Origin of the sequence: Ensifer sp. KUDG1 (genome assembly GCF_050434285.1) — a bacterium.
GTDB lineage: Bacteria > Pseudomonadota > Alphaproteobacteria > Rhizobiales > Rhizobiaceae > Ensifer.
On the sequence record NZ_JBNDIG010000009.1, the window covers coordinates 93,886 to 116,908 of the forward strand.

Genomic DNA, 23,023 nt, shown 5'->3' on the forward strand with positions numbered 1-23,023 from the left:
GCGGTTTGCCCCGTTGCGCACTGCTTTCCGACCGCCGCTTCGCATCTTCGCCGAACCGGGTCCGATACCGGATGCGCCTTGCCTCGGAATGCCGTTCCGGAAGGTTTCCTGCCCCAAGCCAATCTTTGACGTCAGCCACGCCAAATCGCGCGGCCGGCGTCATTTGCATGTGTATGCCACAAAGAATTGGGCAAGAGTTTGACTTTTGGGCGGGAATGGGGCGCCACAACCGGACAGCCGTGCGTCCGACGTCAGCTCTCCGGCGTGTCGGCCAGCGTCTCGTCGGCCTTGGTATAGTGCGTTTCCTTGATCTGCCCGCTGATCGCAGCAAAGGCCGCGGTCAAGACGGCCACGTCGTCGGAGAAGCCGACGACGGCCAGCACGTCGGGGATGATATCGATCGGCAGCACGAAGTAGGCGAGGGCGGCAAGCAGGATGCCGCGGGTGCGCGTCGGCGTCTTCGGATCGATCGCGCAATAGTAGGCGGCGACCAGGTCGCGGCTGAAGGGGATCTGCCGGGCAGCCCTTCGAAAGGTGGGCCAGAAGCGGCGCTTCACGCGCTTTTCCCGCCGCTCCTGCTCGGATTCTTCGCCCGGCAAGAGAATTTCACCGATCTTGATGTCGTCCATCGTCCCGCTTCCGCTGTTGCAGCGCTTCACAATATGGGGATTGGCTGTTCTATTTCAAATGATCGGGCATGCGGCCGGCCGCTGCCTTGTCCATGCGCGCCGCCAGCTTGAAGTCGAGTTCGCTCAATCCGCCGGCGTCATGGGTCGTGAGCGTCACGTCGACGCGATTGTAGACGTTGAACCATTCCGGGTGATGGTTGAGTTTCTCGGCGACGATTGCGCATTCGGTCATGAAGCCGAAGGCCTCGACGAAGTTCTTGAAGCGGAACGCCTTCCAGATCGAGTTGCCGTCTTCGGCCCGCACCCAACCTTCCATCTTGTGCAGGTTGTCGGCAATCGCCGCCTCGTCCAGTTTCTCCGCTGCCATCGCTTGTCTCCTCCCATCCGCCTGTTCGAAGGCCGAGCTGTCGCGTATAAGCGTCCACTGTCTCCAGCCTTCGAATCTGAATAGCATGAAACCGGTCAGAGTTCTTTTCGTTTGTCTCGGCAACATCTGCCGGTCGCCGCTTGCCGAGGGCGTGCTGCGCGCCTTGGCGGAGCAAAAGGGATTGGCCGTCGCGCTGGAGATCGATTCGGCGGGAACCGGCGCCTGGCATATCGGCGATCCGCCGGACCGGCGATCAATCCAGGCGGCGCGGCGGCATGGCATCGATATTTCTGCGCTGCGCGGCCGCCAGGTGGCGGCGGCAGATTTCGACGATTTCGACATCATCCTCGGCATGGACGAGAACAATGTCCGCACACTGAAAAGGCTCGCGCCTGCGGGCACGGCACAGAAGGTGCATCTCTTTCTCGACTATGCGTCAGGCAAGAGCCGGGACGTGCCGGATCCCTACTATGACGGGCCGGAAGCCTTCGAGGCGCTTTACCAGATGCTTGAGGCCGGATGTTCGTCGTTGCTCGAAAGGTTCGGCGAACGCACCTCATGAAGCGGGAAGACCTCTTCCGTCAGGTAGGGTCCGCCGCCGACCGAATCGCGCGACGAGAGCAGCACGAAGCGGGAAACGTTGAAGAGCGAGGTCATGAAGTTGCCGCGCCCGGAGAGGTACTCGACCACGTCTTCGACACGGCTGGAGCGCAGCCGGGCGAGCGTCACGTGCGGGGTGAACTTGCGCGGGTCCGGCCCCAGTCCGAGCCGCTGGCAGATGCGCTCGATTTCGGCCTGCAGCGCATACATTTCCGGATGATTGGTGACGCCGGCCCAGACCGAATGCGGCTTCTTCGAGCCGAAGGCGCCGGTGCCGGTCAGTTGCAGCTGGAATTCGGGACGTTCGATGCGATCGAGCTTGTCGATGATCTCGTCGGCGGTGCGCCAGTCGACGTCACCGATGAAGCGCAGGGTGATGTGGTAGTTCTCCACATCGATCCAGCGAGCTCCGGGAAGACCTCCGCGCAGCAATGAAAGACTCATTGCAGCATTGCGCGGAATTTCGAGGGCGGTGAATAGTCTCGGCATGGCGAGCTCCCCGAATCTCTTGCAGATGTCTTAGCGAATCACGCATCGCATCTGCACGCAACTGGTATTTGACGCTTCAGAATATTAACGTTGTCTTAACTGTGGACGATGTCATCACTCCGTCTTATTCAGCGTTGCCAGAAACCGTTCGACGACGGGCAGGGCCTTCTCGACCATGACGCCGACGCCGTCGCCATTGGGATGCATGCCGTCCTCAAGCTTGAGCTTGGCCTCGGTCACCACGCCATCGAGAAAGAACGGATAGAGTTCCAGCCCGTATTTTTCGGCGAGTTCCGGATAGATCGGGTTGAAGCGGGCGGCGTAGTCTGCGCCCATGTTCGGCGGCGCCATCATGCCGGCCAGCAGCACGGCGATGCCGCGGTCCTTCAATCGGGTAATCATCGCCTCGATGTTCTTGCGGGTCTCTTCAGGCGCAATGCCGCGCAGCGCGTCATTGGCGCCGAGCTCGAGGATCACGCCCTTGGTGCCATCCGGCACCGACCAGTCGATGCGGGCAAGACCGCCGGAACTCGTGTCGCCGGAAACGCCAGCGTTCGCGATCGTCACGTCGAAGCCCTTTTCCTTCAGCGCCTTTTCCAGCCGGGCCGGGAAGGCGTCCTCCGGCGGGAGCTGATAACCCGCCATCAGGCTGTCGCCGAAGCCGATGAGGCTGATCGTCTCGGCGCGTGCCGTGCATGATAACGCAAATGTCATCATCAGTGCCAAGAAAACCCGTTGAAATCCTTTTAATGCCATGGGCCTGTTCCTAAATCCCGAATGCCGTTTCTGTTCCCCACTTCGTTTCATATAGGGTTGTTTCGCTTGGCCAGCACCATCATCGAACTTAAAAACGCGGATCTGACGCTGGGCGAGGCGGCCGCCTCGGTGCATGTGCTGAAGGGTATGAGCCTGACGATCGATGCCGGAGAATCCGTCGGCATCGTCGGCCCGTCCGGTTCGGGCAAGTCGACATTGCTGATGGTGCTTGCCGGGCTCGAGCGGCTGGATCGCGGCGAGATCGTTATCGACGGCACGCCGCTGCACCGGCTCGACGAGGACCGGGTCGCGGACTTTCGCGGACGCAATATCGGCATCGTTTTCCAGTCCTTCCACCTCATTCCCAACATGACGGCGCTCGAAAACGTCGCCGTGCCGCTTGAGCTTGCCAATGTCCCCGGCGCCTTCGAGATTGCGCGCAAGGAGCTTGTCGCCGTCGGCCTGGGCGAGCGGCTCAGCCACTATCCCGGCCAGCTCTCGGGCGGCGAGCAGCAGCGCGTTGCGATCGCACGGGCGCTTGCGCCCTCGCCGAAGCTTCTGATCGCCGACGAACCGACCGGTAACCTCGACGCCGAAACCGGACGGCAGATCGCCGACCTGCTTTTCGCCGAACAGCGTGACCGTGGCATGACACTCGTGCTCGTGACTCATGATGCCGCCCTTGCGGACCGTTGCGCGCGGCAGGTACGGGTGCGCTCGGGCGAGATCGTTGCCGGCGGTGCGGCGGACCCCGTGGCGGTGGCGCCGGTTCAGCAGGCGGCCTCCGCATGATCGGCGCGCCTTCGGTACGGCTGCGGCCGCTGCTTGCCCTCAGGCTGGCGCTGCGTGAAATGCGCGGCGGGCTCAAGGGCTTCTACATCTTCCTCGCCTGCATTGCGCTCGGGACCGCGGCGATTGCCGGCGTCAACTCGCTGTCGCAATCGATCACCGCGACGATCGCCTCGCAAGGGCAGGAACTGCTCGCAGGCGATATCCGCTTCGAGCTCAATAATCGTGTCGCAACGGCCGAAGAGCGCGCCTATCTCGATGGCCTTGGAACCGTTGCGGTTTCCGCTGGCCTCAGATCGATGGCGCGGTTGCCCGATGGTTCCAACCAGGCCCTGGTGGAACTGAAGGCCGTCGATGCGGCCTATCCGCTCTACGGCACGCTGGAAAGCGAACCCGACCGGCCGTTGCACGACCTCATCGCCCGTGACGGCGACGTCTTCGGTGCGGTCGTGGCGCCTCTGCTGCTCGACCGCCTCGACGTCAAGGTCGGAGACGAAATCCTTCTCGGCAACGCCCGTGTCCGGATCGCCGGCACGATCACACGCGAGCCGGACGCGCTTTCCGACGGCTTCGGCTTCGCGCCGCGCCTGATGATCTCGGAAGAAGCCCTGGCGGCGACGGGACTGGTGCAGACCGGAAGCCTCGTCGAGCACACATACAAGGTGAAGCTTGCCGACCCGGCAGGGGTCGCCGCCATTCGCACCGAGGCGGAGAAAAGCCAGCCGGCCGCCGGCTGGTCGATCCGCACCAGCGGCAACGCGGCACCGGCGCTGACGGCCAACATCACCCGCTTCTCGCAGTTCCTGACGCTTGTCGGCCTGACGGCGCTGATCGTTGGCGGCGTCGGCGTCGCCAATGCGGTGCGCGCCTATCTCGATGCCAAACGCAGCGTGATCGCGACCTTCAAATGTCTGGGCGCGCCTGCCGCCTTGGTGGCGATGATCTATCTCGCGCAGATCCTGATGATCGCCCTGATCGGCATCGTCATCGGGCTTGTGCTCGGGGCACTGATCCCCTTTGTCGCGGCGCAATTCCTGGCCGACCTGCTGCCGATTTCGACCGCTTTCCATCTCTATCCGGGGGCACTCGGGCTTGCCGCGCTGTTCGGTGTGCTGACGGCGCTGACCTTCGCCATCCTGCCGCTCGGCCGGGCGCGCGCCATTCCGGCGACGGCGCTCTTCCGCCAGCAGGGCTTCGACCCCTCGGGCTTTCCGGCATGGCCCTATCTGCTCGGTGCCGTTGCGTGCCTTGCCGCGCTCGCAGGGCTGGCGATCTTTACGGCCTACGACCGCTACATTTCGCTCGTCTTCCTCGGCGCGATCGCCTTCGCCTTCATCGTGCTTCGGGCCGTTGCGCTGGCGATCGCCTGGCTCGCGCGCCGCAGCCCGCGGGTCAATTCGCCGGCTCTCAGGCTGGCGATCGGCAACATTCACCGTCCGGGTGCGCTGACCTCCTCGGTGGTGCTGTCGCTCGGCCTCGGGCTTGCGCTGCTCGTGACGCTGGCTTTGATCGACGGCAACCTGCGCCGCGAACTCACCGGCAGCATGGCGGAGCGCGCGCCGAACTTCTTCTTCGTCGATATCCAGGGCAGCGAGATCGAAGGTTTCCGTTCGGTGCTGAACCAGGCGATCCCGAAGGGCAAGGTCATCGAGGTGCCGATGCTGCGCGGCCGCATCACCGCCTTCAACGGCGAGGACGTGAACAGCCGCAACGTGCCGCCCGCAGGACAATGGGTGCTGCGCGGCGACCGCGGCATCACCTACGCCAAGAACAAGCCGGAGAACTCGACCTTGTCCGAGGGCACCTGGTGGCCGGCCGACTACAGCGGCGAACCCCTGGTTTCCTTCTCGTCCGAGGAGGCCGGCGAACTCGGCCTGAAGATCGGCGATACGGTCACCGTCAACGTGCTCGGCCGCAACATCACCGCCAAGATCGCCAATTTCCGCAATGTCGAGTGGGAATCGCTGTCGATCAACTTCGTCATGGTGTTCTCGCCGAATACCTTTGCCGGCGCGCCGCATGCCTGGCTGGCGACGGTGATCGATCCGTCGGCGACGCCGGAAGAGGAGGCGGCGGTCCTGAAGGCCGTCACCAATGCCTATCCGACGATCACCAGCGTGCGGGTGAAGGACGCTCTCGACATTGTGAATGGTCTGCTCGGACAGCTGGCAACGGCGATCCGGGCGGCGGCGGCCGTGGCGCTGGTCGCTTCCGTGCTGGTGCTGGCCGGCGCGCTTGCTGCCGGCAACCGGGCGCGCGTCCATGACGCGGTCGTCCTGAAGACGCTGGGGGCAACGCGGGTGACGCTCATCAAGGCCTTCAGCTACGAATACGCAATCCTCGGTCTTGCAACCGCCGTTTTTGCGCTGTTTGCCGGCGGTATCGCCGCCTGGTTCGTCGTCAACCGCATCATGACGCTACCCTCGAGCTTCCTGCCCGACGTGGCGATCGTGACGGTTGTAGCGGCGCTGGTGATGACGGTCGGCATCGGACTTGCCGGTACATGGCGCATTCTCGGGCAGAAGGCGGCGCCCGTCCTGCGCGAACTTTGACCGGGCCGAGTTAACCGTAAATCCCTATTGCACCGGACTGAATCGGTCCGGTGCAACGGAATCCGGGAGTGCCGGGTCTTGTGTGCAGCGGGTTTCGGCATCATATTTGTCCACAGGCATGCTGGAGCTCCGCAGCGGCGCCTGGGCGTGGAAGCTCATCTTCCAGGGCGATACTCGCCGCCCGACACCGTAACATCCACCGGAGCTTGAATGAGGAAACAATGGCTGATCTGAGAAATTACCAAACCCGAATGTCGCCCGCCGGCGCTCAGGCGGGTGCCGTGATTGACGAAGGCCTTCGCGCATACATGCTGAAGGTCTACAACCTGATGGCGCTTGGTCTGGCGATCACTGGCGTCGCGGCCTACCTGGCCTTCCAGATGGCGTTTTCGGATGGCCAGCTGACTGCCTTCGGTGCTGCGATCTACACGAGCCCGCTGAAGTGGGTGGTGATGCTGGCGCCGCTGGGACTCGTGTTCTTCATGAGCTTCCGCATCAATAGCATGAGCGTTTCTGCCGCGCAGACGACGTTCTGGATCTATGCCGCCCTGATGGGCCTGTCGCTGTCGTCGATCTTCGTGATCTACACCGGCCAGAGCATCGTTCAGACGTTCTTCGTGACCGCAGCTTCGTTCGGAGCCCTGTCGCTTTACGGCTACACCACGAAGAAGGACCTGTCCGGCATGGGCTCGTTCCTGATCATGGGTCTGTTCGGCGTCATCATCGCGTCGATCGTCAACATCTTCCTTGGCTCTTCGGCGCTCGCCTTCGCGATCAACGTGATCGGCGTGCTGATCTTCGCAGGCCTCACCGCCTACGACACGCAGAAGATCAAGGAAATGTACTTTGAAGCCGATGACAGCACCGTTGCCGGCCGCAAGGCGATCATGGGCGCGCTGACGCTCTACCTCGACTTCATCAACCTGTTCATGTTCCTGCTCCAGTTCATGGGCAACCGGAACAACTAAGTCTGAACAGCAGACGGAAAAGGCGGCTTCGGCCGCCTTTTTTGTTTCTTGAAGCAGCTTGAAAGCGTCCGGGCTCCGTGGGAGTGAAAGGACGACGAAACCTTGGGATCAAGTCTAAAGCCATGTCCCTGACCCTGCGCGACGCCACCCTGGCCGATCTTCCCGTCATCACCGAGATCTATCGCGAATCCGTGTTGCACGGCGTCGCGACCTACGAGATCAACCCGCCATCCGAAAAGGAGATGCGGGCCAGGTTCGAAACGATCATCGGCAACGGCTACCCTTACATGGTCGCGGTAGACGAGGGCGGGACGATCATCGGCTATGCCTACGCATCCGGTTTCCGGACGCGCACAGCCTATCGCTTCCTGGTCGAGGATTCCATCTACCTGGCGCCGGAAGCCCGCGGCAAGGGCGCCGGCAAGGCGCTGCTGGTCGAACTCGTGCGGCGTTGCACGGAGCTCGGCTTCCGCCAGATGGTCGCGGTGATCGGGGGTGCCCATCCGGCCTCGATCGCCGTACACCGGTCGCTTGGCTTCGAACTCCAGGGCACGATGAAAGCGACCGGCTTCAAGCACGGCCGCTGGCTCGACACGACGATCATGCAGCTCGCGCTTGGCGAGGGCCAGGCGACCGACCCGCCGGAAGACGTCTATCCGGACACGCTCTACCAGTGATCGTCGCTTGCTGAAGGGTCTCGGTCGGCGAAGCGCGCTCGCAGCCCGCATAGGCAAATCGTGCCGTTGCCGCCTGTGACGTCGGCGTGCGCCCTGATCGCACCCTTTCCCGGGTGGTCAGGTTTCCACCAGCCTCAGCACCTTGTCGAATACCTTGAGCACCTGGGCGAGCTCGTGGCCGCGTTTCAGGATCGTGCCGTGAATGTTCAGCACGCTATAGGCGCCCTGTTTCGCGGCCAGTTTCGGGTTCTTCTCGATCCGGTAGAGCGGCATTTCGCCCGAACGCTTGAACACCGAGAAGACCGCGCGGTCCCTCAGGTGGTCGATGGCGTAGTCCCGCCACTCGCCTTCGCCGACCATGCGGCCGTAAACCCACAGGATCTGATCCAATTCGCGGCGATGGAAAGTGATGGGGGGAGCGTTCTTGGCGTTCTTGTATTCGTGAAGATCGACGACCACTTCCGAGGTGGTCTCGCGCTGATGGCGCGCCTCGCCTTGCGGCAAATCCGGCTCATCGGTCATCGGCAATCCGGCCTTCTGTTGTGACAGAACGATAACAGTGTGCCTGACACGAGCCGAAAAGCAAGCCGGAAGCCATGGGACAGTGAGGTCATTTCTTGCCTCTGCCCCATTTCAGTCAAACCGGCGCCCCAATTCATCGCAAAACTCGCGGGCGCTGACGGACAGAGTCGTTGCCACCGTATGTCCGGTCAGATCGTCATGCTGCGGGAGTTCACCGAACGCAGTTATGGCCGGTTCGGTCCGGTAACTTCGAACCCTCAGCCCCAGCCCCTCGATGCTGCCGGGCCGAACCAACCCCTTGCGCTTCGCCGTCCCTACAATTTGCCCTGAGGGCCGGCGAGCACGGCCGCAGCGCCGATGATGGCGCCCGGCGTTTCCTTGTCCTTCATCGATTGCAGCAGGATCGCGCAGCCGCTGTTTCCGGGGCGCTCGGTCAGCACCGTTGCCGGCAGCGTAAAGGTCGCAGGCTGGCCGTCCCACATGCCGATCGTCTGAATGTCACGCACCGCATGCCAATAGGGGACTTCCTTGCCGCTGTTTTCCCCCTTCTCCATCTTCACGATCTTGGCGCGATCGAAATAGACGACGACGACATTGGCCTTGCCGATGCCGCTGCCGACGGTGATCTGGATTTCTTCACCGAGGATCTTGGCGTCGACGGGAACAGCAAGCCCCTTGCCTTCCGCCTTCATCGTTTCCAGCCGTGTCTTGATTGCCTGCAGGTTGCCGCCGTTCAAATGGTCGCGGCCATTCAGGATCGCCTGCGGCGTGTAGACGCCGTTGCGACCGAGCATGCGCGCATAGGCATATTGCCGCTCGGTGTTTTCCTTCGATGCCAGCGTGTCGGCCCATCCGAGATAGTTCCAGTAGTCGACGTGATAGGCGAGCGCCACCACATCGCCTTCGTCGACCAGCGACTTCAGCGCCGCATCCGCCGGCGGACAGGACGAACAGCCTTGGCTGGTGAACAGCTCGACAACGCCCTTGACCGCCTGTTTCTCCTGCGCCCCGACGGGGGTACTGGCAGCTGCGAGCAGCCCGAGAGCCAGTGCAACAGGACGAATGAAAGAACGGTCTGCGGATGTCATGGCGTCACTTCGTTACCGGCCGTCGGCCTACTCCTTGTGGGGGAGTTCACTACATACGACGCCCCTGCATCAACGGGAAGTCACGTTGGAGTGAGGTGGCAAGTGAGTGCGATCCAGCAGCCGGATCGCGGCAGTTGCACCTCAAAGAAAGAGCCGGAGCGCCTTTCGGCGTCCCGGCTCAAGAGTCTTGTCTGCGCTCGCGCGATTAAGCGGCGAGGTCGCGCAGAACCGTCTGCAGGATGCCGCCGTTGTTGACGTAGGTCACTTCATCGAGCGTATCGATACGGCAGACCAGCGGCACGTCCTTCACGCTGCCGTCGCCATAGGTGACCTTGGCAACGCGCTTTTCGCGCGGCTGGACGTTGGCGAGGTTTTCGATCGTGACGATCTCATCGCCCTTGAGGCCCAGCGATTCCCAGGTCGTGCCTTCTTCGAAGACGAAGGGAATGACGCCCATGCCGACGAGGTTCGAGCGGTGGATACGCTCGAAGGACTGCGCGATGACGGCCTTGACGCCGAGCAGATTGGTGCCCTTGGCAGCCCAGTCGCGCGACGAGCCGTTGCCGTATTCGACGCCGGCGAAGATGACGAGCGGAACGCCCTCTTCCTTGTACTGCATGGCGGCGTCGTAGATCGACATCTCTTCCTTCGACGGATAGTGGATGGTGTAGCCACCTTCCTTGCCGTTCGGGCCGAGCATGTGGTTGCGGATGCGGATGTTGGCAAACGTGCCGCGCATCATCACCTCATGGTTGCCACGACGCGTGCCGTACTGGTTGAAGTCGGCAACGCCGACGCCATGACCGATGAGGTAGGCACCAGCCGGCGAGGCAGCCTTGATCGAACCGGCGGGCGAGATGTGGTCGGTGGTGATCTTGTCGCCGAAGAGACCAAGCACGCGGGCGCCCTTGATGTCGGAGATGCCCGAACCGGACTTGCCCATGCCGACGAAGTAGGGCGGGTTCTGCACGTAGGTCGAACCGTCGTCCCAGGCGTAGGTCTGGCCCGGAGGAACCTGAACGGCCTGCCAGTTTTCGTCGCCCTTGAACACGTCGGCGTACTTGGTCGCGTAGAGTTCGCGGGTGACGTACTTGAAGATGAACTCCTGGATTTCCTTGGAGGTCGGCCAGATGTCCTTGAGGAAGACCGGCTTGCCGTCCTTGTCTTCGCCGAGCGGCTCGCTGGTGAGGTCCTTCTGGACGGAACCTGCAAGCGCGTAGGCGACGACGAGCGGCGGCGAAGCGAGGTAGTTCGCCTGGACGTCCGGCGAGATACGGCCTTCGAAGTTGCGGTTGCCCGAGAGAACGCCGGCGGCGATCAGGCCCTTGTCGTTGATCGTCTTCGAGATCGGCGCCGGCAGCGGGCCGGAGTTGCCGATGCAGGTCGTGCAGCCGAAGCCGACGAGGTTGAAGCCGAGCGCGTCGAGGTCCTTCTGCAGGCCGGACTTGGCGAGGTATTCGCCGACGACCTGCGATCCCGGTGCGAGCGAGGTCTTGACCCAGGGCTTGGACTTCAGGCCCTTGGCGACCGCGTTGCGGGCGAGAAGGCCGGCAGCGATCAGGACCGACGGGTTGGAGGTGTTGGTGCACGACGTGATCGCGGCGATGGCAACGTCGCCGTGGCCGAGATCGAAATCGGTGCCTTCGACGGCGTAGCGGTTCGAAAGCTGGCCCGGCTTCTTGTAGTCGCCTTCAAGTGCAGTTGCGAAGCCCGAGGCGATGTTTTCGAGCGGGATGCGGCCTTCCGGACGCTTCGGACCAGCCATGGCCGGAACGACGTCGCCGAGGTCGAGTGCGAGCGTGTCGGTGAAGACGAGCTCGGAGCCGTCACCGTCGCGCCACATGCCTTGCGCCTTCGAATAGGCTTCGACGAGAGCGATGCGGCTCTCTTCGCGGCCGGACATGGTGAGGTAGTTGATGGTTTCGCTGTCGACCGGGAAGAAGCCGCAGGTCGCGCCGTATTCCGGGCCCATGTTGCCGATGGTGGCGCGGTCGGCGAGCGTCATGTTGTCGAGGCCCGGGCCGAAGAATTCGACGAACTTCGAGACAACGCCCTTCTTGCGCAGCATCTGGACGACCATGAGCACGAGGTCGGTCGCGGTAACGCCTTCCTTGAGCTTGCCGGTCAGCTTGAAGCCGATGACCTCGGGCAGGAGCATGGAGACCGGCTGGCCGAGCATCGCGGCTTCCGCCTCGATACCGCCGACGCCCCAGCCGAGAACGCCGAGACCGTTGATCATGGTGGTGTGGCTGTCGGTGCCGACGCAGGTATCCGGGTAGGCGGTGATTTCGCCATCTTCTTCACGGGTCCAGACGGTCTGGCCCAGATACTCCAGATTGACCTGGTGACAGATGCCGGTGCCCGGAGGCACGACGCGGAAGTTCTTGAATGCCTGCTGGCCCCACTTCAGGAAGCGGTAGCGCTCGCCGTTGCGCTCGTATTCGAGTTCGACGTTGCGGGCGAAGGCGTTCGGCGTGCCGAATTCGTCGACGATGACGGAGTGGTCGATGACGAGGTCGACGGGAACGAGCGGGTTGATCTTCTCCGGGTCGCCGCCGAGCGAGACCATGGCGTCGCGCATCGCTGCGAGGTCGACGACGGCCGGAACGCCGGTGAAGTCCTGCATCAGCACGCGGGCCGGGCGGTAGGCGATTTCGTTTTCAGCCGTGCCCTTGTCGTTGAGCCAGGCGGCAATGTTCTCGATGTCCTTCTTGGTGACGGAGCGGCCATCTTCGTTGCGCAGCAGGTTCTCGAGCAGAACCTTCATCGAGTAGGGAAGCTTGGATACGCCGGCGAGACCGTTCGCCTCAGCCTTGGGCAGGCTGTAATAGACGTAGTCCACACCGTTGACGGTGAGCGTGGAGCGACAATTGAAGCTATCTAGGGACTTGGACACTGGATAATACCCCGTTCCGTCTGATCGCCAAAAACTGACGTACGAACGCCCGAGCGCCTGTGAAGCGCGAATTGGGATGCGGGTGCGGCCATTTCCGCTGTCCGTACGTGGAAATTCTTTCCATGTTCGGCGCTTGGATGAAATTCACGCCGACCGCTGGCGTGTTGGCCGCCTTATAGATAATTTCTCCAAAACGTGCCAGAGCAACGAAGGTCGAAAGGGGACTTTTTTTGCCCTGCGACAAAGAGAGTGAAGGGAAGCTGATAGTTCATGCGCCTCATGGCTGAAGGGTTGAGCGCGAAGCGCGGTGAGGATCTGATTTTTAACGATATTTCCTTTGTTCTCGACGCCTCGGAAGCCCTTGTCGTGACAGGCCCGAACGGGTCGGGAAAGTCGACTTTGCTGCGGGTTCTGGCGGGGTTGTTGAGGCCCGAAAGCGGGCATCTGAAACTTGAGAATGGCCCCCCGGAAATAGCCCATCCATCCGAGCTCAGCCACTATCTCGGACACCGCAACGCGATGAAGCGCGAACTGACCGTCGCGGAAAATCTCTCCTTCTGGCGGGACTTCATGGGTGATTCACCAGAGGGGAAGGGCGCGACGCTCACCGAGGCCGTCGAAGCGGTCGGCTTGCCGGATATCGCTCATCTGCCCTTCGGCTATCTCTCGGCCGGACAGCAGCGGCGCATGGCGATGGCGAAGCTGCTCATTGCCTATCGGCCGATCTGGATCCTCGACGAGCCGACAGCAGCCCTTGACGCCGGCGCCGACCGGCTGTTTGCCGACCTGGTGAAGGCACATCTTGGCAAGGGCGGCATCGTCATTGCGGCGACCCACCAGCCGCTCGGGCTCGACCGCAAGAAGGAACTGCACATGACGGGGTTCGAGCATCTGGCGGGAGACCACTGGCATGATGCATAGGGACGCGATGCCTGGACGCCCATTGCCGGAAAACGCGCCCGTGCCCAACCGGACACTGCCGCTATGATCGCGCTCTTCTTCCGCGATCTCAAATTGTCGATCCGCGCCGGCGGCGGGGCGATGATCGGCGTGCTCTTTTTCATGACGGTGGTGGCTGTCATTCCCTTCGGCGTCGGTCCGGACCTGAACCTGCTTTCGCGCATCGGACCCGCCATTCTCTGGATTGGGGCGCTGCTCGCCTCGCTGCTCGGTCTCGATCGGCTGTTCCAGGCCGAGCGCGACGATGGCTCGCTCGACCTGATGCTGATGCAGGAAACGCCGCTGCTTGCCACCGTCTTCGTCAAATGCGCGGCTCATTGGGCGGCGACCGGCCTGCCGCTGGTGATCGCCTCGCCACTGCTCGGGCTCTTCATGAACATGAGCGAGATCGCCATCGGCGCCACCATGCTGACGCTTCTGATCGGCACGCCGGCGATCACCTTCATCGGTGCAGTGGGTGCGGCCGTTGCCGTGTCTTTGCCGCGTGGGGGGCTGCTGGTATCGATCCTGGTGCTGCCGCTGGCGATCCCGGTGCTGATCTTCGGCGTCAGCGCCGTCTATGCGGCGATCGAAGATCCGGCGCCGTTCCTGCCGCCTTTGATGATCCTTGCGGCGATCACCCTGTTCTTTGCCGTCATCGGCCCGGTCGCCGCCGCTGCCGCCCTTCGGCACGCGTCCGATTGACGCAATCGCGCCAGAACGGGCGAAAGTGTTTGCGGCGTTCCCATGGATTTGGCGCTAAACTGTTCAGATCGAACACCTTTATGGTCCGCGCTCCAACTCGATCGTGATCGGGCGATTGACGCGGATCAATTGCAGCCGGGCGCCTTAAGCGTTAAAGAGCCAACATGAGCGAAAACAGCCTGGCCATCCGCAAATTCAGCGATCTCGCCAACCCGACGCGGTTCCTGGCGTTGGCCGACCGTCTGCTGCCCTGGCTTGCCGGGTTGACGGCGCTGTTCTTCGTTGCTGGCGTCTGGCTTTCCTTCACGACGGAAGGCGACTACCAGCAGGGCGAGACGGTGCGCATCATGTATGTGCACGTGCCGGCCGCCTGGCTGTCGATGATGTGTTATTCGGTGATGGCCCTCGCCGCCCTCGGTACGCTCGTCTGGCGCCATCCGCTTGCCGACGTCTCCTCGCGCGCTGCAGCGCCGATCGGTGCCTGTTTCACCTTCCTGGCGCTCGTCACCGGCTCGCTCTGGGGCAAGCCGATGTGGGGCACCTGGTGGGTCTGGGACGCGCGGCTGACCTCGGTCTTCGTGCTGTTTCTCATGTATCTCGGGCTGATGGCGCTCAACCGCGCGATCGACGATCCCGCCCGGTCCTCCAAGGTTTCGGCCATTCTGGTCCTGGTCGGCTTCGTCAACATCCCGATCATCAAGTTCTCGGTCGAATGGTGGAACACGCTGCACCAGCCGGCGAGCGTCATGCGGCTCGACGGGCCGACGATCGATCCGGAATTCCTGCGGCCGCTGATCGTGATGGCGATCGCGTTTACGCTGCTGTTCTTCACGCTGCACATCGCCGCCATGCGCAATGAAATCCTGCGTCGGCGCGTCACAGCACTCAGGCGTCTCGCGGCCCGTGCTGCCGGACGGGGAGCCCGCGCGTAATGATGAGCCACGCCGCCTATGTTTTCACAAGCTACGGCATCGCGACGGTGACGGTGCTCGGGCTGATCGCCTGGGTCGTTTTCGACGGTCGCGCCCGCCGTCGCGAACTGGCCGAACTTGAGGCTTCCGGCATCCGCCGGCGCTCCGCCGGTCACGCCCCGGGAGAAACGCCATGAGAAACATCCCCGCCCCGCGCGGCGAGGAGCGTAAGCCTGGGCCGATGCGCTACATTTTGGCGGCGCTGCCGCTGATCATCTTCGCTGCGCTTGCCGCGATCTTCTGGAGCCAGCTCAATTCCGGCAAGGATGTGAGCGAAATCCCCTCGGCGCTGATCGGCACCAAGGCCCCGAAGCTCGACATGCCGGTGCTCGAAGGCGCCACCCGTGACGGCCAGCCGATGCCGGCTTTGACCGATGCGGCGATCAAGGGCAAGCTGACGCTCGTCAACGTCTGGGCCTCCTGGTGCGTGCCCTGCCGGCAGGAGCATCCCTTCATCCTGGAACTGTCGAAGGATCCGCGGCTGACCGTCGTCGGCATCAACTACAAGGACCAGAACGAAAACGCGCTCAGGTTCCTCGGCGAACTCGGCAATCCCTTCTCCGCCATCGGCGTCGATCCGCGCGGCAAGGCAGCGATCGACTGGGGCGTCTACGGTATCCCAGAATCCTATCTCGTCGGCGCTGACGGCACGATCCTCTACAAGCGCGTCGGCCCGTTCGACGAAAATAGCGTGAAAACCGGTCTGCTGCCGGCGATCGAGAAGGCGGCTGCGGGCTCGTGAGCGCTTGGGCGCTGTCGTCGGAAACTGCCCCCTCATCCGGCCTGCCGGCCACCTTCTCCCCGCTCGCGGGGAGAAGGAGACGTGTGGCGATCGACCGTCCAAATCATCGGGATTGCATGTCGTGGGCGTGACTGATCTCGCCCTTGAGGGCGTGGGAATGTAGCGCAGTCGGGTTGGCACAACTCCCTTCTCCCCGCGAGCGGGGAGAGGGTGGCGGCAGCCGGATGAGGGCAAGCCCTCACCGCGCGGATAAGGCGCCGAAGCAAATGCCGAAGGTCCGCTAGATCCCTGCCTGCCAATCCCGGACCGCATCCAGCGGCCAGACGAGCATCAGCACGTTGAGCGTGAGGTTGTCGCGGATCAGCCAGCCGGTGAAGAGCTCGAAGACGATGGCGACCGTCACGGTCAGCCAGACCGGCATGCGGGCGGCAAACAGGAAGCCAGCGGCCATGGCCAGCGTATCCATCGTCGAATTCAGGATGCTGTCGCCGAAATAGTCGAGCGAGATCGTTGCCGAGCGGTAGCGGTTGATCACCATCGGCGTGTTTTCGGCGATCTCCCAGGCGGATTCGATCACTGTCCCAAGGAAGAGTTTTGCCGTCAGCGGCTTGCCGCGCAGGAGCAGATGGCCGAGGCCGTAAAACAGGAAGCCGTGGATGATGTGCGACGGCGTGTACCAGTCGGCGATGTGCTGCGAGTTGCCGCTGGATTTGGCGACCGGCTCGAACAGTTTGACGTAGCCGCATTCGCAGATCCAGAGACGACCCATCAGATGCTGGGTGACGATCTGGATGACGAGAACAGCAAGACAGGCGGCGAGCCAGAGGAGTGCGTGCCGGTTGCGGCTGTCATTCTCCTCGAGCATCGTGCTCACTCGGCGTTCTCCTGGTCAAGCGAGTGCTTCATGATCAGCGGCATCTGGGCGAGCGTGAACAGAATGGTGATCGGCATCGTGCCCCAGACCTTGAAAGCGACCCAGAAATCGGTCGAGAACGAGCGCCAGACCACTTCGTTGAGCACCGCCAGGAAGAGGAAGAACACGCCCCAGCGCAGCGTCAGCTTGCGCCAGCCGGCCTCGTCGAGCTTGAAGGCGGAGTGGAAGACGTAGCCGAGCAGCGACTTGCCGAACAGCAGGCCGCCGAGCAGGATCGCGCCGAACAGCGTGTTGACGATCGTCGGCTTCATCTTGATGAAGGTGTCGTTCTGCAGCCAGAGCGTCAGCGCGCCGAAGACGAAGACGACGATGCCCGAAATCAGCGGCATCATCGGCAGGGTGCGTGTCAGCACCCAGGAGACGGCAAGCGCGATTGCGGTCGCGGCCATGAAGAGGCCGGTGGCGATGAAGATCGGACCGCCGAGCTCGGCAAGCGCCGGAAAATGCCCGGCCAGCCACTCGCCGCGCGAATTGGCGAAGAAGAAGACCATCAGCGGCCCAAGCTCCAGCACCATCTTGAGCAAGGGGCTGACTTCCTTCTGCGGCTTGGAAGCCTCGATCGACGACATCTGGGGGTCCTGTTTCTGCATGTACCTGCTGCTCATAACACCAGCTTTGCGGCAAAACCATATCAAGGCAACGGGCCGGCGCAACTGTGCACGGGCCCGATCGCCCCGTCAGGCGGCAACGCCGGCGATCGCCTCGGCAAAATCCTTGGCTTCGAAGGGTTCGAGATCGTCGATGCCTTCGCCGACACCGATGAAATAGACCGGCAGCTTGTGCTTGGCGGAGATCGCCACGAGGATGCCGCCGCGCGCCGTGCCGTCCAGCTTGGTCATGATCAGTCCACTGACGCCCGCGACGTTGCGGAAAATCTCGACCTGCTGCAGCGCGTTCTGGCCAGTGGTGGCGTCCAGCGTCTGGAGAACCGTGTGTGGCGCATCAGGATCGAGCTTGCCGAGCACGCGCACGATCTTTTCGAGCTCGGCCATCAGCTCCGCCTTGTTCTGCAGGCGGCCGGCCGTATCGATGATCAGCACGTCGGACTGCTTCTCGCGCGCCTGCTGGAAGGCCTCATAGGCAAGGCCTGCCGCATCGGCGCCGAGCTTGGAGGAGACGATCTCGGAGTTGGTGCGCTCGGCCCAGATCTTCAATTGCTCGATCGCGGCGGCACGGAAGGTGTCGCCGGCGGCGAGCATCACCTTCAGGCCCGCGCCGGAAAGCTTGGCGGCGAGCTTGCCGATCGTCGTCGTCTTGCCGGTGCCGTTGACGCCGACCACAAGGATGACGTGCGGCTTGTGGCTGAGATCGAGTTCCAGCGGCTTGGCGACGGGCGATAGCACCTTGGTGATCTCGCCGGCCATGATGCGCGAAACGTCCTCGCCGGAGACATCCTTGCCGTAGCGTTCCGAGGCGAGCGTGTCGGTGATGCGCATCGCGGTTTCGACGCCGAGGTCGGCCTGGATCAAGAGGTCTTCGAGGTCCTGCAACGTCGCTTCGTCGAGCTTGCGCTTGGTGAACAGGCTGGCGATCTGGCCGGTCAGTTGCGACGAGGTGCGCGCAAGGCCGCGGCGCAGGCGCTGGTACCAGCTGAGCTTTTCCTTCGGCGCGGCGACAGGTTCTTCCTTGGGCTTGCGCTCGCTGGTGGAGAAGCCTTTGGGGAGAGCGGGGGCGGCAGTGGGCTCGGCCTCGGTTGTCTCGGTCGATGGGGTTTCGACAGCTCCTGCCGTGTCGGTCGCGACGCCCTCGCGGAGCGCTGCGGCTTCATCCCTCTCTGCCCTGCCGGGCATCTCCTCCACAAGGGGAGAGATTGCGCTGGGCTCGCTCTCGAGTTCGGAAGCATGCGTTTCGGTCGTTGCTTCCACTTCGACATCGTTGGCGTCGACTGGCAACGTGTTCGCGGTGTTTTCGATGGTCTCCGCGTGAGCGGCTGCAAGCGTGTCTTCCTCGGTCGCAGGGCTTTCGCTGGAAACTGGTTCCGCAGTCTCGGTAGCTGCTACCGCTTCTTCTGCCGCAGCCTCGGCCTCCGTCGGCTCTCCCTCCTTGTGGGGGAGATGTTCCGTAGGGACGGAGGGGAGTATCGCGGTGTCGGTCTCGGCCGGCGTTACCTCAGCCTCGACCGCGGCGGCATCGTCACGCGCCAGTTCCTCGGCATCATCCGAAGCCGGGCCGCCGGCGGTCTCGATCTCGGCTTTCAGCACAGGATCGCTGTCGGAGAGTGGCAAGGTCTCGATCTCGACGAGCGGTTCGAAAGCAGCTTCCGAGCTCTCTTCGACCACTGCCTGAACGACGGGGGCGGCCGCTTCGGGACTTTCCGTGGACAGCGGAGACGGCTGTTCCGCCTCGGGCGCAGAGACGATGGTCTCCTCCGGCACACCTTCCGGCGGCTTCGTTTCCTCCACCGCGCCCTTGCCGAAGGTGAAGATCCTCTTGATGAAACCCATTGCCATTCAGGAATTCCGCATAAATCAGGCCGCAGCCATCTGTTTTACCTGCATCGTCAGATGCTTGCCATTGTGGCCGGTGATTAAGACCGGGACAAGCGCACGGGGCGTCAGGCCAGCCGCGTCGACGAGCGTGAAATTTTGTGTATGGGCGAGCCCGTTGTTCTCGACCAGGATCGTCTGATCGCTGCCGACCATGCCGTCGAGGTGGTGGGCATAGAGCATCGCGCCGACGGCGCGAAGCCTAGCGGCACGATCCTTGACGAGGCCCCGGTCGAGCTGCGGCATGCGTGCCGCCGGCGTACCGGGACGCGGGCTGTAGGGGAAGACGTGCAGATGCGCAATGCCGCAGTCCTCGGCCAGCCTCGCGGCATTATCGAACATCTCCTCGGTTTCGGTCGGGAAGCCGGCGATCATGTCGGCGCCGAGGCTGACCTCCGGGCGCAGGCGGCGCACCTGATCGGCAAAAGCGCGAGCGTCGGCGCTCGAATGGCGACGCTTCATGCGCTTCAGGATCAAATCGTCGCCATGCTGCAGCGACAGGTGCAGATGCGGCATGAAGCGCGCCTCGTCGGCGATCAGGTCGAAGAGGTGCTTGTCGGCCTCGATGCCGTCGATCGAGGAAAGGCGCAGGCGGCGAATTTCCGGTACCTGCTTCAGGAGCGTCTTGGCGAGCATCCCGAGCGTCGGTGCGCCCGGAAGATCAGTGCCGTAGCTCGTCGCGTCGACGCCGGTCAGCACAATCTCGCAATAGCCCGTTTCGACCAGTCTGCGCGCCTGATCGACCACGGCGCCCATCGGCACGGAGCGGGAATTGCCGCGGCCATAGGGGATGATACAGAAGGTGCAGCGGTGGTCGCAGCCGTTCTGCACCTGGATGAAGGCGCGCACGTGCCCGTCGATATGCTTGACCATCTGGGGCGCGGTGGCGCGCACGCTCATGATGTCGTTGACCCGCAGCTTCTCTTCCGCCGAGACGCCGAAATCCGGCAGCGAACGATAGGAGGCGCTCTTTAGCTTCTCGTCGTTGCCGAGCACGGCGTCGACCTCGGCCATTTCGGCGAAGGTCTGCTTCTCTGTCTGCGCGGCGCAGCCGGTGACGATGATGCGGGCATGCGGATTGTCGCGGCGCGCACGGCGTATCGCCTGGCGCGCCTGTCGCACCGCCTCGCCGGTGACGGCGCAGGTGTTGACGAGGATGGCGTTGTTCAGTCCCGCCTTCTCGGCTTCCGCCCGCATCACTTCGGATTCGTAGGTATTGAGACGGCAGCCGAAGGTTATGACCTCGACGCCGCTCAAAGCGCCCGGGCTCCGCCGGCTTCGGCCGCGTCGCGCTGCCAGATGCCGGTCGTCGGGTTCAGCGTGCCGGACCATTCCCATTCGGCCGGTCCCGTCATGACGACATGGTCGTCGTGCTCGCGCCATTCGATGGTCAGCTTTGCCGGGGCAGGGGCTGAGGCGACATCGATCGTCACCTTGCGGCCGGTGCGGCCGGTGCGCGCGGCGCTGACGGCTGCCGCGCAAGCCGCCGAGCCGCAGGCAAGCGTCAACCCGGCGCCGCGTTCCCAGGTGCGGGTGCGCAGCGACGAGGGCGAAAGCACCTGTGCCAGCGTGATGTTGGCGCGCTCGGGAAACATCGGGTGGTTTTCAAGCAGCGGGCCAAAACGATCGAGGTCGAAGGACATCGGGTCCTTGTCGACCCAGAAGATCGCGTGCGGGTTGCCCATCGACATTGCCGAGGGCGAATGCAGGACGGGATTGTCGATGGGGCCGATCTGCAGTTCGATGCGGCTCGTATCGGCAAACTCTTCGGCAAGCGGGATCTTGTCCCAGGCAAAGACCGGCTTGCCCATGTCGACCGAGATCGTGCCGTCCTCATGCTCGGTGGCGTTGAGGATGCCTGCAATGGTCTGGAAGGTGAAGGCCTTCTTGCCGGTTTCGGCGGCGAGCGCCTGGACAACACAGCGGGTACCGTTGCCGCAGGCCTGGGCCATGGAGCCGTCGCAGTTGACGATGTCGATCCAGGCGTCGGTGCCGGCGGCCTTGGGGTCGTGGATCGCCATGATCTGATCGAAGGCAGTTGCCGGATCGGCATTGAGCGCGATTGCGGCAGCCGGCGTCACCCGATCTTTCCGACCGCGCATGTCGACGACGAGGATCTTGTTTCCAAGCCCGTTCATCCTGGCAAATTGCACGTTGTCGGTCATGTCGCGATTGTCCAAACGGGCCCGCTCCGGGCGGGCAATCCTTCATTCGGGCTGTATATGGCGGAAAAGCCCGGAAAATACCAGTGCCGCCTTTATTTGGCTCCCTCGCCGCCGGCCGGTACATCGAAGATTTCGCCCGGGCGAAGCGGCCGGAAGCGGCTGCGGGCAATGCCGGCCGCATCGAGCGCCCGCTCCAGCGCCTGTCGCGGCTCCTCGACGCCCTCGTCGGTCAGGCGAAACGTACCCCAATGATGGCCGGCGACATGGGCGGCGGCACAGTCGAGCATGCCACGCACCGCTTCCTCCGGGTTCTGGTGCTGATCCTGCATGAACCAGCGCGGCTCGTAGGCGCCGAAAGGCAGGTTGGCGAGACGGAAGGCGCCGTGTTTCTCGCGGGCGGCGCGATAGTTGATGCCGTCGTGAAAGCCGGTGTCGCCGACATGGTAGATCTTGCCGGCCGGCGTCTCCAGCACGAAGGCGGCCCACAGCGCCATGCGCCGGTCGCGCGAGCCGCGGGCCGACCAGTGATGGCAGGGCTCGGCATGCATGATGATGTCGTCGCCGCACTCCAGCCGGTCGCCCCAGTCGACCACGTCGATTTCGGCCTCGGGAACGGCGCGGCGGATGATCGTGTCGTTGCCGAGCGGGGTGATGATGCGGGGAGCATGTTCCTCGTGAAGGGCTGCCAGCGTCTCGACGTCGAGGTGATCGTAGTGATTGTGGGTGACGAGCACGATGTCGATCGGCGGCAGGTCGTCGAGGTCGATGCCGGGCGCATTGTGGCGCTGTGGGCCGGCGAAGGTGAGGGGGCTGGCGCGACGCGACCAGACGGGGTCGGTGAGGATGTTGAACCCATGCACCTGGATGAGCAGCGTCGCATGGCCGACCATCGTCACGCGCATGCGCTCGCCTTCGACGCTCGCCTCGGGCTTCACTTGCGCAAACGGGCTCGGATTGTGTGCCGGCCAGCGGACCTTGCCGCCGCCGAACTGCCAGCGCAATAGGTCGGCGGCGCCTTTGGGCGGCTTGCCGCCGGGGTTGAAGAAGTGGGTGCCGTCGAAATGATCGGAGACGGGACCTTGGTAATAAGGATTGCGTGTCTTCATCCGGGCGGTTCGTCTTGGTTGAAAGGTCAAGGTTTAATAAATTCTTGAAGACAGCAACTGGATTGCTATCGTGTTTCCATGCTCGTTCGATTCGACCCGCAAGAACGTCTCTACAAGACCCTGAAGCTGGTCCGCTCCATCCATCTCAATATGCAGCGCTCGGCAGAACATATGCTCGATGGTGCCGGCATATCAGTGGCGGAGCGGGCGGTTCTCGAACTTTTTTATGAAACGCCGCTGACGGTGCCGGAAGCGGCGCGTCGCCTGTCGATGAAGCGGCAGTTCGTGCTTAGGGTCGTCAATGGGCTGACGGAGAAGGCGTTGCTGGAAAGACGGCCGAATCCGGAACACCGCCGCGCCTATATCTGCGCGCCGACGGCGGCCGGGCGCGACCTGTTCGAGGAGATCCATCGCCGCGAGGTGGAGTTGCTGCATGCCCTGCTCGGCGATATCAACCAGACCGAAGTGGTGGCCGCGCTTCGGGTGATGACGCGGGTGTCGACCGCCTTCGAGCATCTGGCCGGCGAACTGGACGAGGCCGACGAGGACGAGGCGCTCTGAGGCGAAAGTGCCTCATTTGCCTGCCGTCCTTGACTTTTGCCGCGCTTTCCTGTTTATCCGCGCCAATTCCTTCGCAAGCTC

The 23,023-nt window shown here is 63.3% G+C and carries 24 protein-coding genes; 11 read left to right on the forward strand and 13 right to left on the reverse strand.

All coding sequences use genetic code 11. From position 1 onward, the window contains the following. Positions 1-251 precede the first annotated feature (251 nt). Positions 252-629, reverse strand: a complete 378-nt coding sequence (locus tag M2267_RS21535) for a YkvA family protein (RefSeq protein ID WP_034802857.1) — start codon at positions 627-629, stop codon at positions 252-254. Positions 630-678: 49 nt separating this feature from the next. Next, a complete protein-coding gene (locus M2267_RS21540; protein ID WP_043622291.1) occupies positions 679-996 on the reverse strand; it encodes a 4a-hydroxytetrahydrobiopterin dehydratase in 318 nt (105 codons plus the stop codon). 85 nt (positions 997-1,081) lie between these two features. Between M2267_RS21540 and M2267_RS21545 the strand changes: the two genes are divergently transcribed. Further along, positions 1,082-1,558 carry a low molecular weight protein-tyrosine-phosphatase gene (locus M2267_RS21545; protein WP_429117014.1) on the forward strand — a complete coding sequence of 159 codons (477 nt, stop codon included), beginning with the start codon at positions 1,082-1,084 and terminating at the stop codon, positions 1,556-1,558. Here M2267_RS21545 and thpR read toward each other — a convergent pair. Both thpR and M2267_RS21555 read right to left on the reverse strand, forming a co-directional pair. After that, positions 1,495-2,085 carry an RNA 2',3'-cyclic phosphodiesterase gene (gene thpR, locus M2267_RS21550; protein WP_043622298.1) on the reverse strand — a complete coding sequence of 197 codons (591 nt, stop codon included), beginning with the start codon at positions 2,083-2,085 and terminating at the stop codon, positions 1,495-1,497. The two genes, M2267_RS21545 and thpR, sit on opposite strands and share 64 nt — an antisense overlap. Before the next feature lie 114 nt (positions 2,086-2,199). Further along, the gene (locus tag M2267_RS21555; protein ID WP_052201995.1) at positions 2,200-2,841 is read right to left on the reverse strand and encodes an arylesterase; all 642 of its coding nucleotides are present in this window, start codon (positions 2,839-2,841) and stop codon (positions 2,200-2,202) included. A 66-nt stretch (positions 2,842-2,907) separates the two neighbouring features. On the opposite strand from M2267_RS21555, the gene M2267_RS21560 reads away from it, so the two are divergent. The 4 genes from M2267_RS21560 (at position 2,908) to M2267_RS21575 (ending at position 7,827) form a co-directional block, all read left to right on the forward strand. Continuing rightward, entirely contained in the window at positions 2,908-3,633 is a 726-nt protein-coding gene (locus tag M2267_RS21560; protein ID WP_043622338.1) for an ABC transporter ATP-binding protein, read from the forward strand. Continuing rightward, the gene (locus M2267_RS21565; protein ID WP_429117018.1) at positions 3,630-6,182 is read left to right on the forward strand and encodes an ABC transporter permease; all 2,553 of its coding nucleotides are present in this window, start codon (positions 3,630-3,632) and stop codon (positions 6,180-6,182) included. Before M2267_RS21560 ends, M2267_RS21565 begins: the two co-directional genes overlap by 4 nt. A 221-nt stretch (positions 6,183-6,403) precedes the next feature. Further along, a complete protein-coding gene (locus tag M2267_RS21570; RefSeq protein ID WP_402325893.1) occupies positions 6,404-7,150 on the forward strand; it encodes a Bax inhibitor-1/YccA family protein in 747 nt (248 codons plus the stop codon). Positions 7,151-7,272: 122 nt separating this feature from the next. Then, a complete protein-coding gene (locus M2267_RS21575) occupies positions 7,273-7,827 on the forward strand; it encodes a GNAT family N-acetyltransferase (RefSeq protein ID WP_192451042.1) in 555 nt (184 codons plus the stop codon). A 117-nt stretch (positions 7,828-7,944) separates the two neighbouring features. On the opposite strand, the gene M2267_RS21580 is transcribed toward M2267_RS21575, so the two are convergent. The 3 genes from M2267_RS21580 to acnA form a co-directional block, all read right to left on the reverse strand. Beyond that, a complete protein-coding gene (locus tag M2267_RS21580) occupies positions 7,945-8,349 on the reverse strand; it encodes a DUF2794 domain-containing protein (RefSeq protein WP_034802844.1) in 405 nt (134 codons plus the stop codon). A 314-nt stretch (positions 8,350-8,663) separates the two neighbouring features. After that, positions 8,664-9,437, reverse strand: coding sequence for a DUF1223 domain-containing protein (locus M2267_RS21585; RefSeq protein WP_043622306.1), 774 nt, complete (start codon positions 9,435-9,437; stop codon positions 8,664-8,666). A 205-nt stretch (positions 9,438-9,642) separates the two neighbouring features. After that, positions 9,643-12,333, reverse strand: a complete 2,691-nt coding sequence (gene acnA, locus M2267_RS21590; protein ID WP_043622309.1) for an aconitate hydratase AcnA — start codon at positions 12,331-12,333, stop codon at positions 9,643-9,645. Between the two features lie 270 nt (positions 12,334-12,603). Between acnA and ccmA the strand changes: the two genes are divergently transcribed. The 5 genes from ccmA to M2267_RS21615 all read left to right on the forward strand — a co-directional run bounded on the left by ccmA (position 12,604) and on the right by M2267_RS21615 (position 15,690). Beyond that, positions 12,604-13,254, forward strand: coding sequence for a heme ABC exporter ATP-binding protein CcmA (gene ccmA, locus M2267_RS21595; protein WP_043622312.1), 651 nt, complete (start codon positions 12,604-12,606; stop codon positions 13,252-13,254). Positions 13,255-13,317: 63 nt separating this feature from the next. After that, the gene (ccmB, locus tag M2267_RS21600) at positions 13,318-13,977 is read left to right on the forward strand and encodes a heme exporter protein CcmB (RefSeq protein ID WP_192451037.1); all 660 of its coding nucleotides are present in this window, start codon (positions 13,318-13,320) and stop codon (positions 13,975-13,977) included. Positions 13,978-14,141: 164 nt separating this feature from the next. Then, positions 14,142-14,909 (forward strand): heme ABC transporter permease, encoded by a 768-nt coding sequence (locus tag M2267_RS21605; RefSeq protein ID WP_043622318.1) that lies wholly within the window; start codon positions 14,142-14,144, stop codon positions 14,907-14,909. Beyond that, positions 14,909-15,085, forward strand: coding sequence for a heme exporter protein CcmD (ccmD, locus tag M2267_RS21610; protein WP_082006145.1), 177 nt, complete (start codon positions 14,909-14,911; stop codon positions 15,083-15,085). Before M2267_RS21605 ends, ccmD begins: the two co-directional genes overlap by 1 nt. Then, positions 15,082-15,690: a DsbE family thiol:disulfide interchange protein gene (locus tag M2267_RS21615; protein WP_043622321.1), complete on the forward strand. Its 609-nt coding sequence runs from the start codon at positions 15,082-15,084 to the stop codon at positions 15,688-15,690. The genes ccmD and M2267_RS21615 overlap by 4 nt, the downstream gene beginning before the upstream one ends. Positions 15,691-15,970: 280 nt before the next feature. Here M2267_RS21615 and M2267_RS21620 read toward each other — a convergent pair whose 3' ends face one another. The 6 genes from M2267_RS21620 to M2267_RS21645 form a co-directional block, all read right to left on the reverse strand. After that, positions 15,971-16,555, reverse strand: a complete 585-nt coding sequence (locus tag M2267_RS21620; RefSeq protein WP_402326064.1) for a DUF2585 domain-containing protein — start codon at positions 16,553-16,555, stop codon at positions 15,971-15,973. A gap of 5 nt (positions 16,556-16,560) precedes the next feature. Next, positions 16,561-17,193: a septation protein A gene (locus tag M2267_RS21625; RefSeq protein ID WP_156134322.1), complete on the reverse strand. Its 633-nt coding sequence runs from the start codon at positions 17,191-17,193 to the stop codon at positions 16,561-16,563. A 108-nt stretch (positions 17,194-17,301) separates the two neighbouring features. Continuing rightward, positions 17,302-19,074 carry a signal recognition particle-docking protein FtsY gene (ftsY, locus tag M2267_RS21630; protein WP_429117025.1) on the reverse strand — a complete coding sequence of 591 codons (1,773 nt, stop codon included), beginning with the start codon at positions 19,072-19,074 and terminating at the stop codon, positions 17,302-17,304. Positions 19,075-19,092: 18 nt separating this feature from the next. Then, positions 19,093-20,367: a tRNA (N(6)-L-threonylcarbamoyladenosine(37)-C(2))-methylthiotransferase MtaB gene (gene mtaB, locus M2267_RS21635; RefSeq protein WP_429117028.1), complete on the reverse strand. Its 1,275-nt coding sequence runs from the start codon at positions 20,365-20,367 to the stop codon at positions 19,093-19,095. Beyond that, complete coding sequence (dapF, locus tag M2267_RS21640) at positions 20,364-21,275, reverse strand: diaminopimelate epimerase (protein WP_429117030.1); 912 nt, start codon at positions 21,273-21,275, stop codon at positions 20,364-20,366. The genes mtaB and dapF overlap by 4 nt, the downstream gene beginning before the upstream one ends. Before the next feature lie 92 nt (positions 21,276-21,367). Beyond that, positions 21,368-22,381, reverse strand: a complete 1,014-nt coding sequence (locus M2267_RS21645) for an MBL fold metallo-hydrolase (protein ID WP_429117032.1) — start codon at positions 22,379-22,381, stop codon at positions 21,368-21,370. Positions 22,382-22,459: 78 nt separating this feature from the next. Between M2267_RS21645 and M2267_RS21650 the strand changes: the two genes are divergently transcribed. Next, positions 22,460-22,942, forward strand: coding sequence for a MarR family winged helix-turn-helix transcriptional regulator (locus tag M2267_RS21650; protein WP_043625608.1), 483 nt, complete (start codon positions 22,460-22,462; stop codon positions 22,940-22,942). The last annotated feature ends 81 nt before the right edge of the window (positions 22,943-23,023 follow it).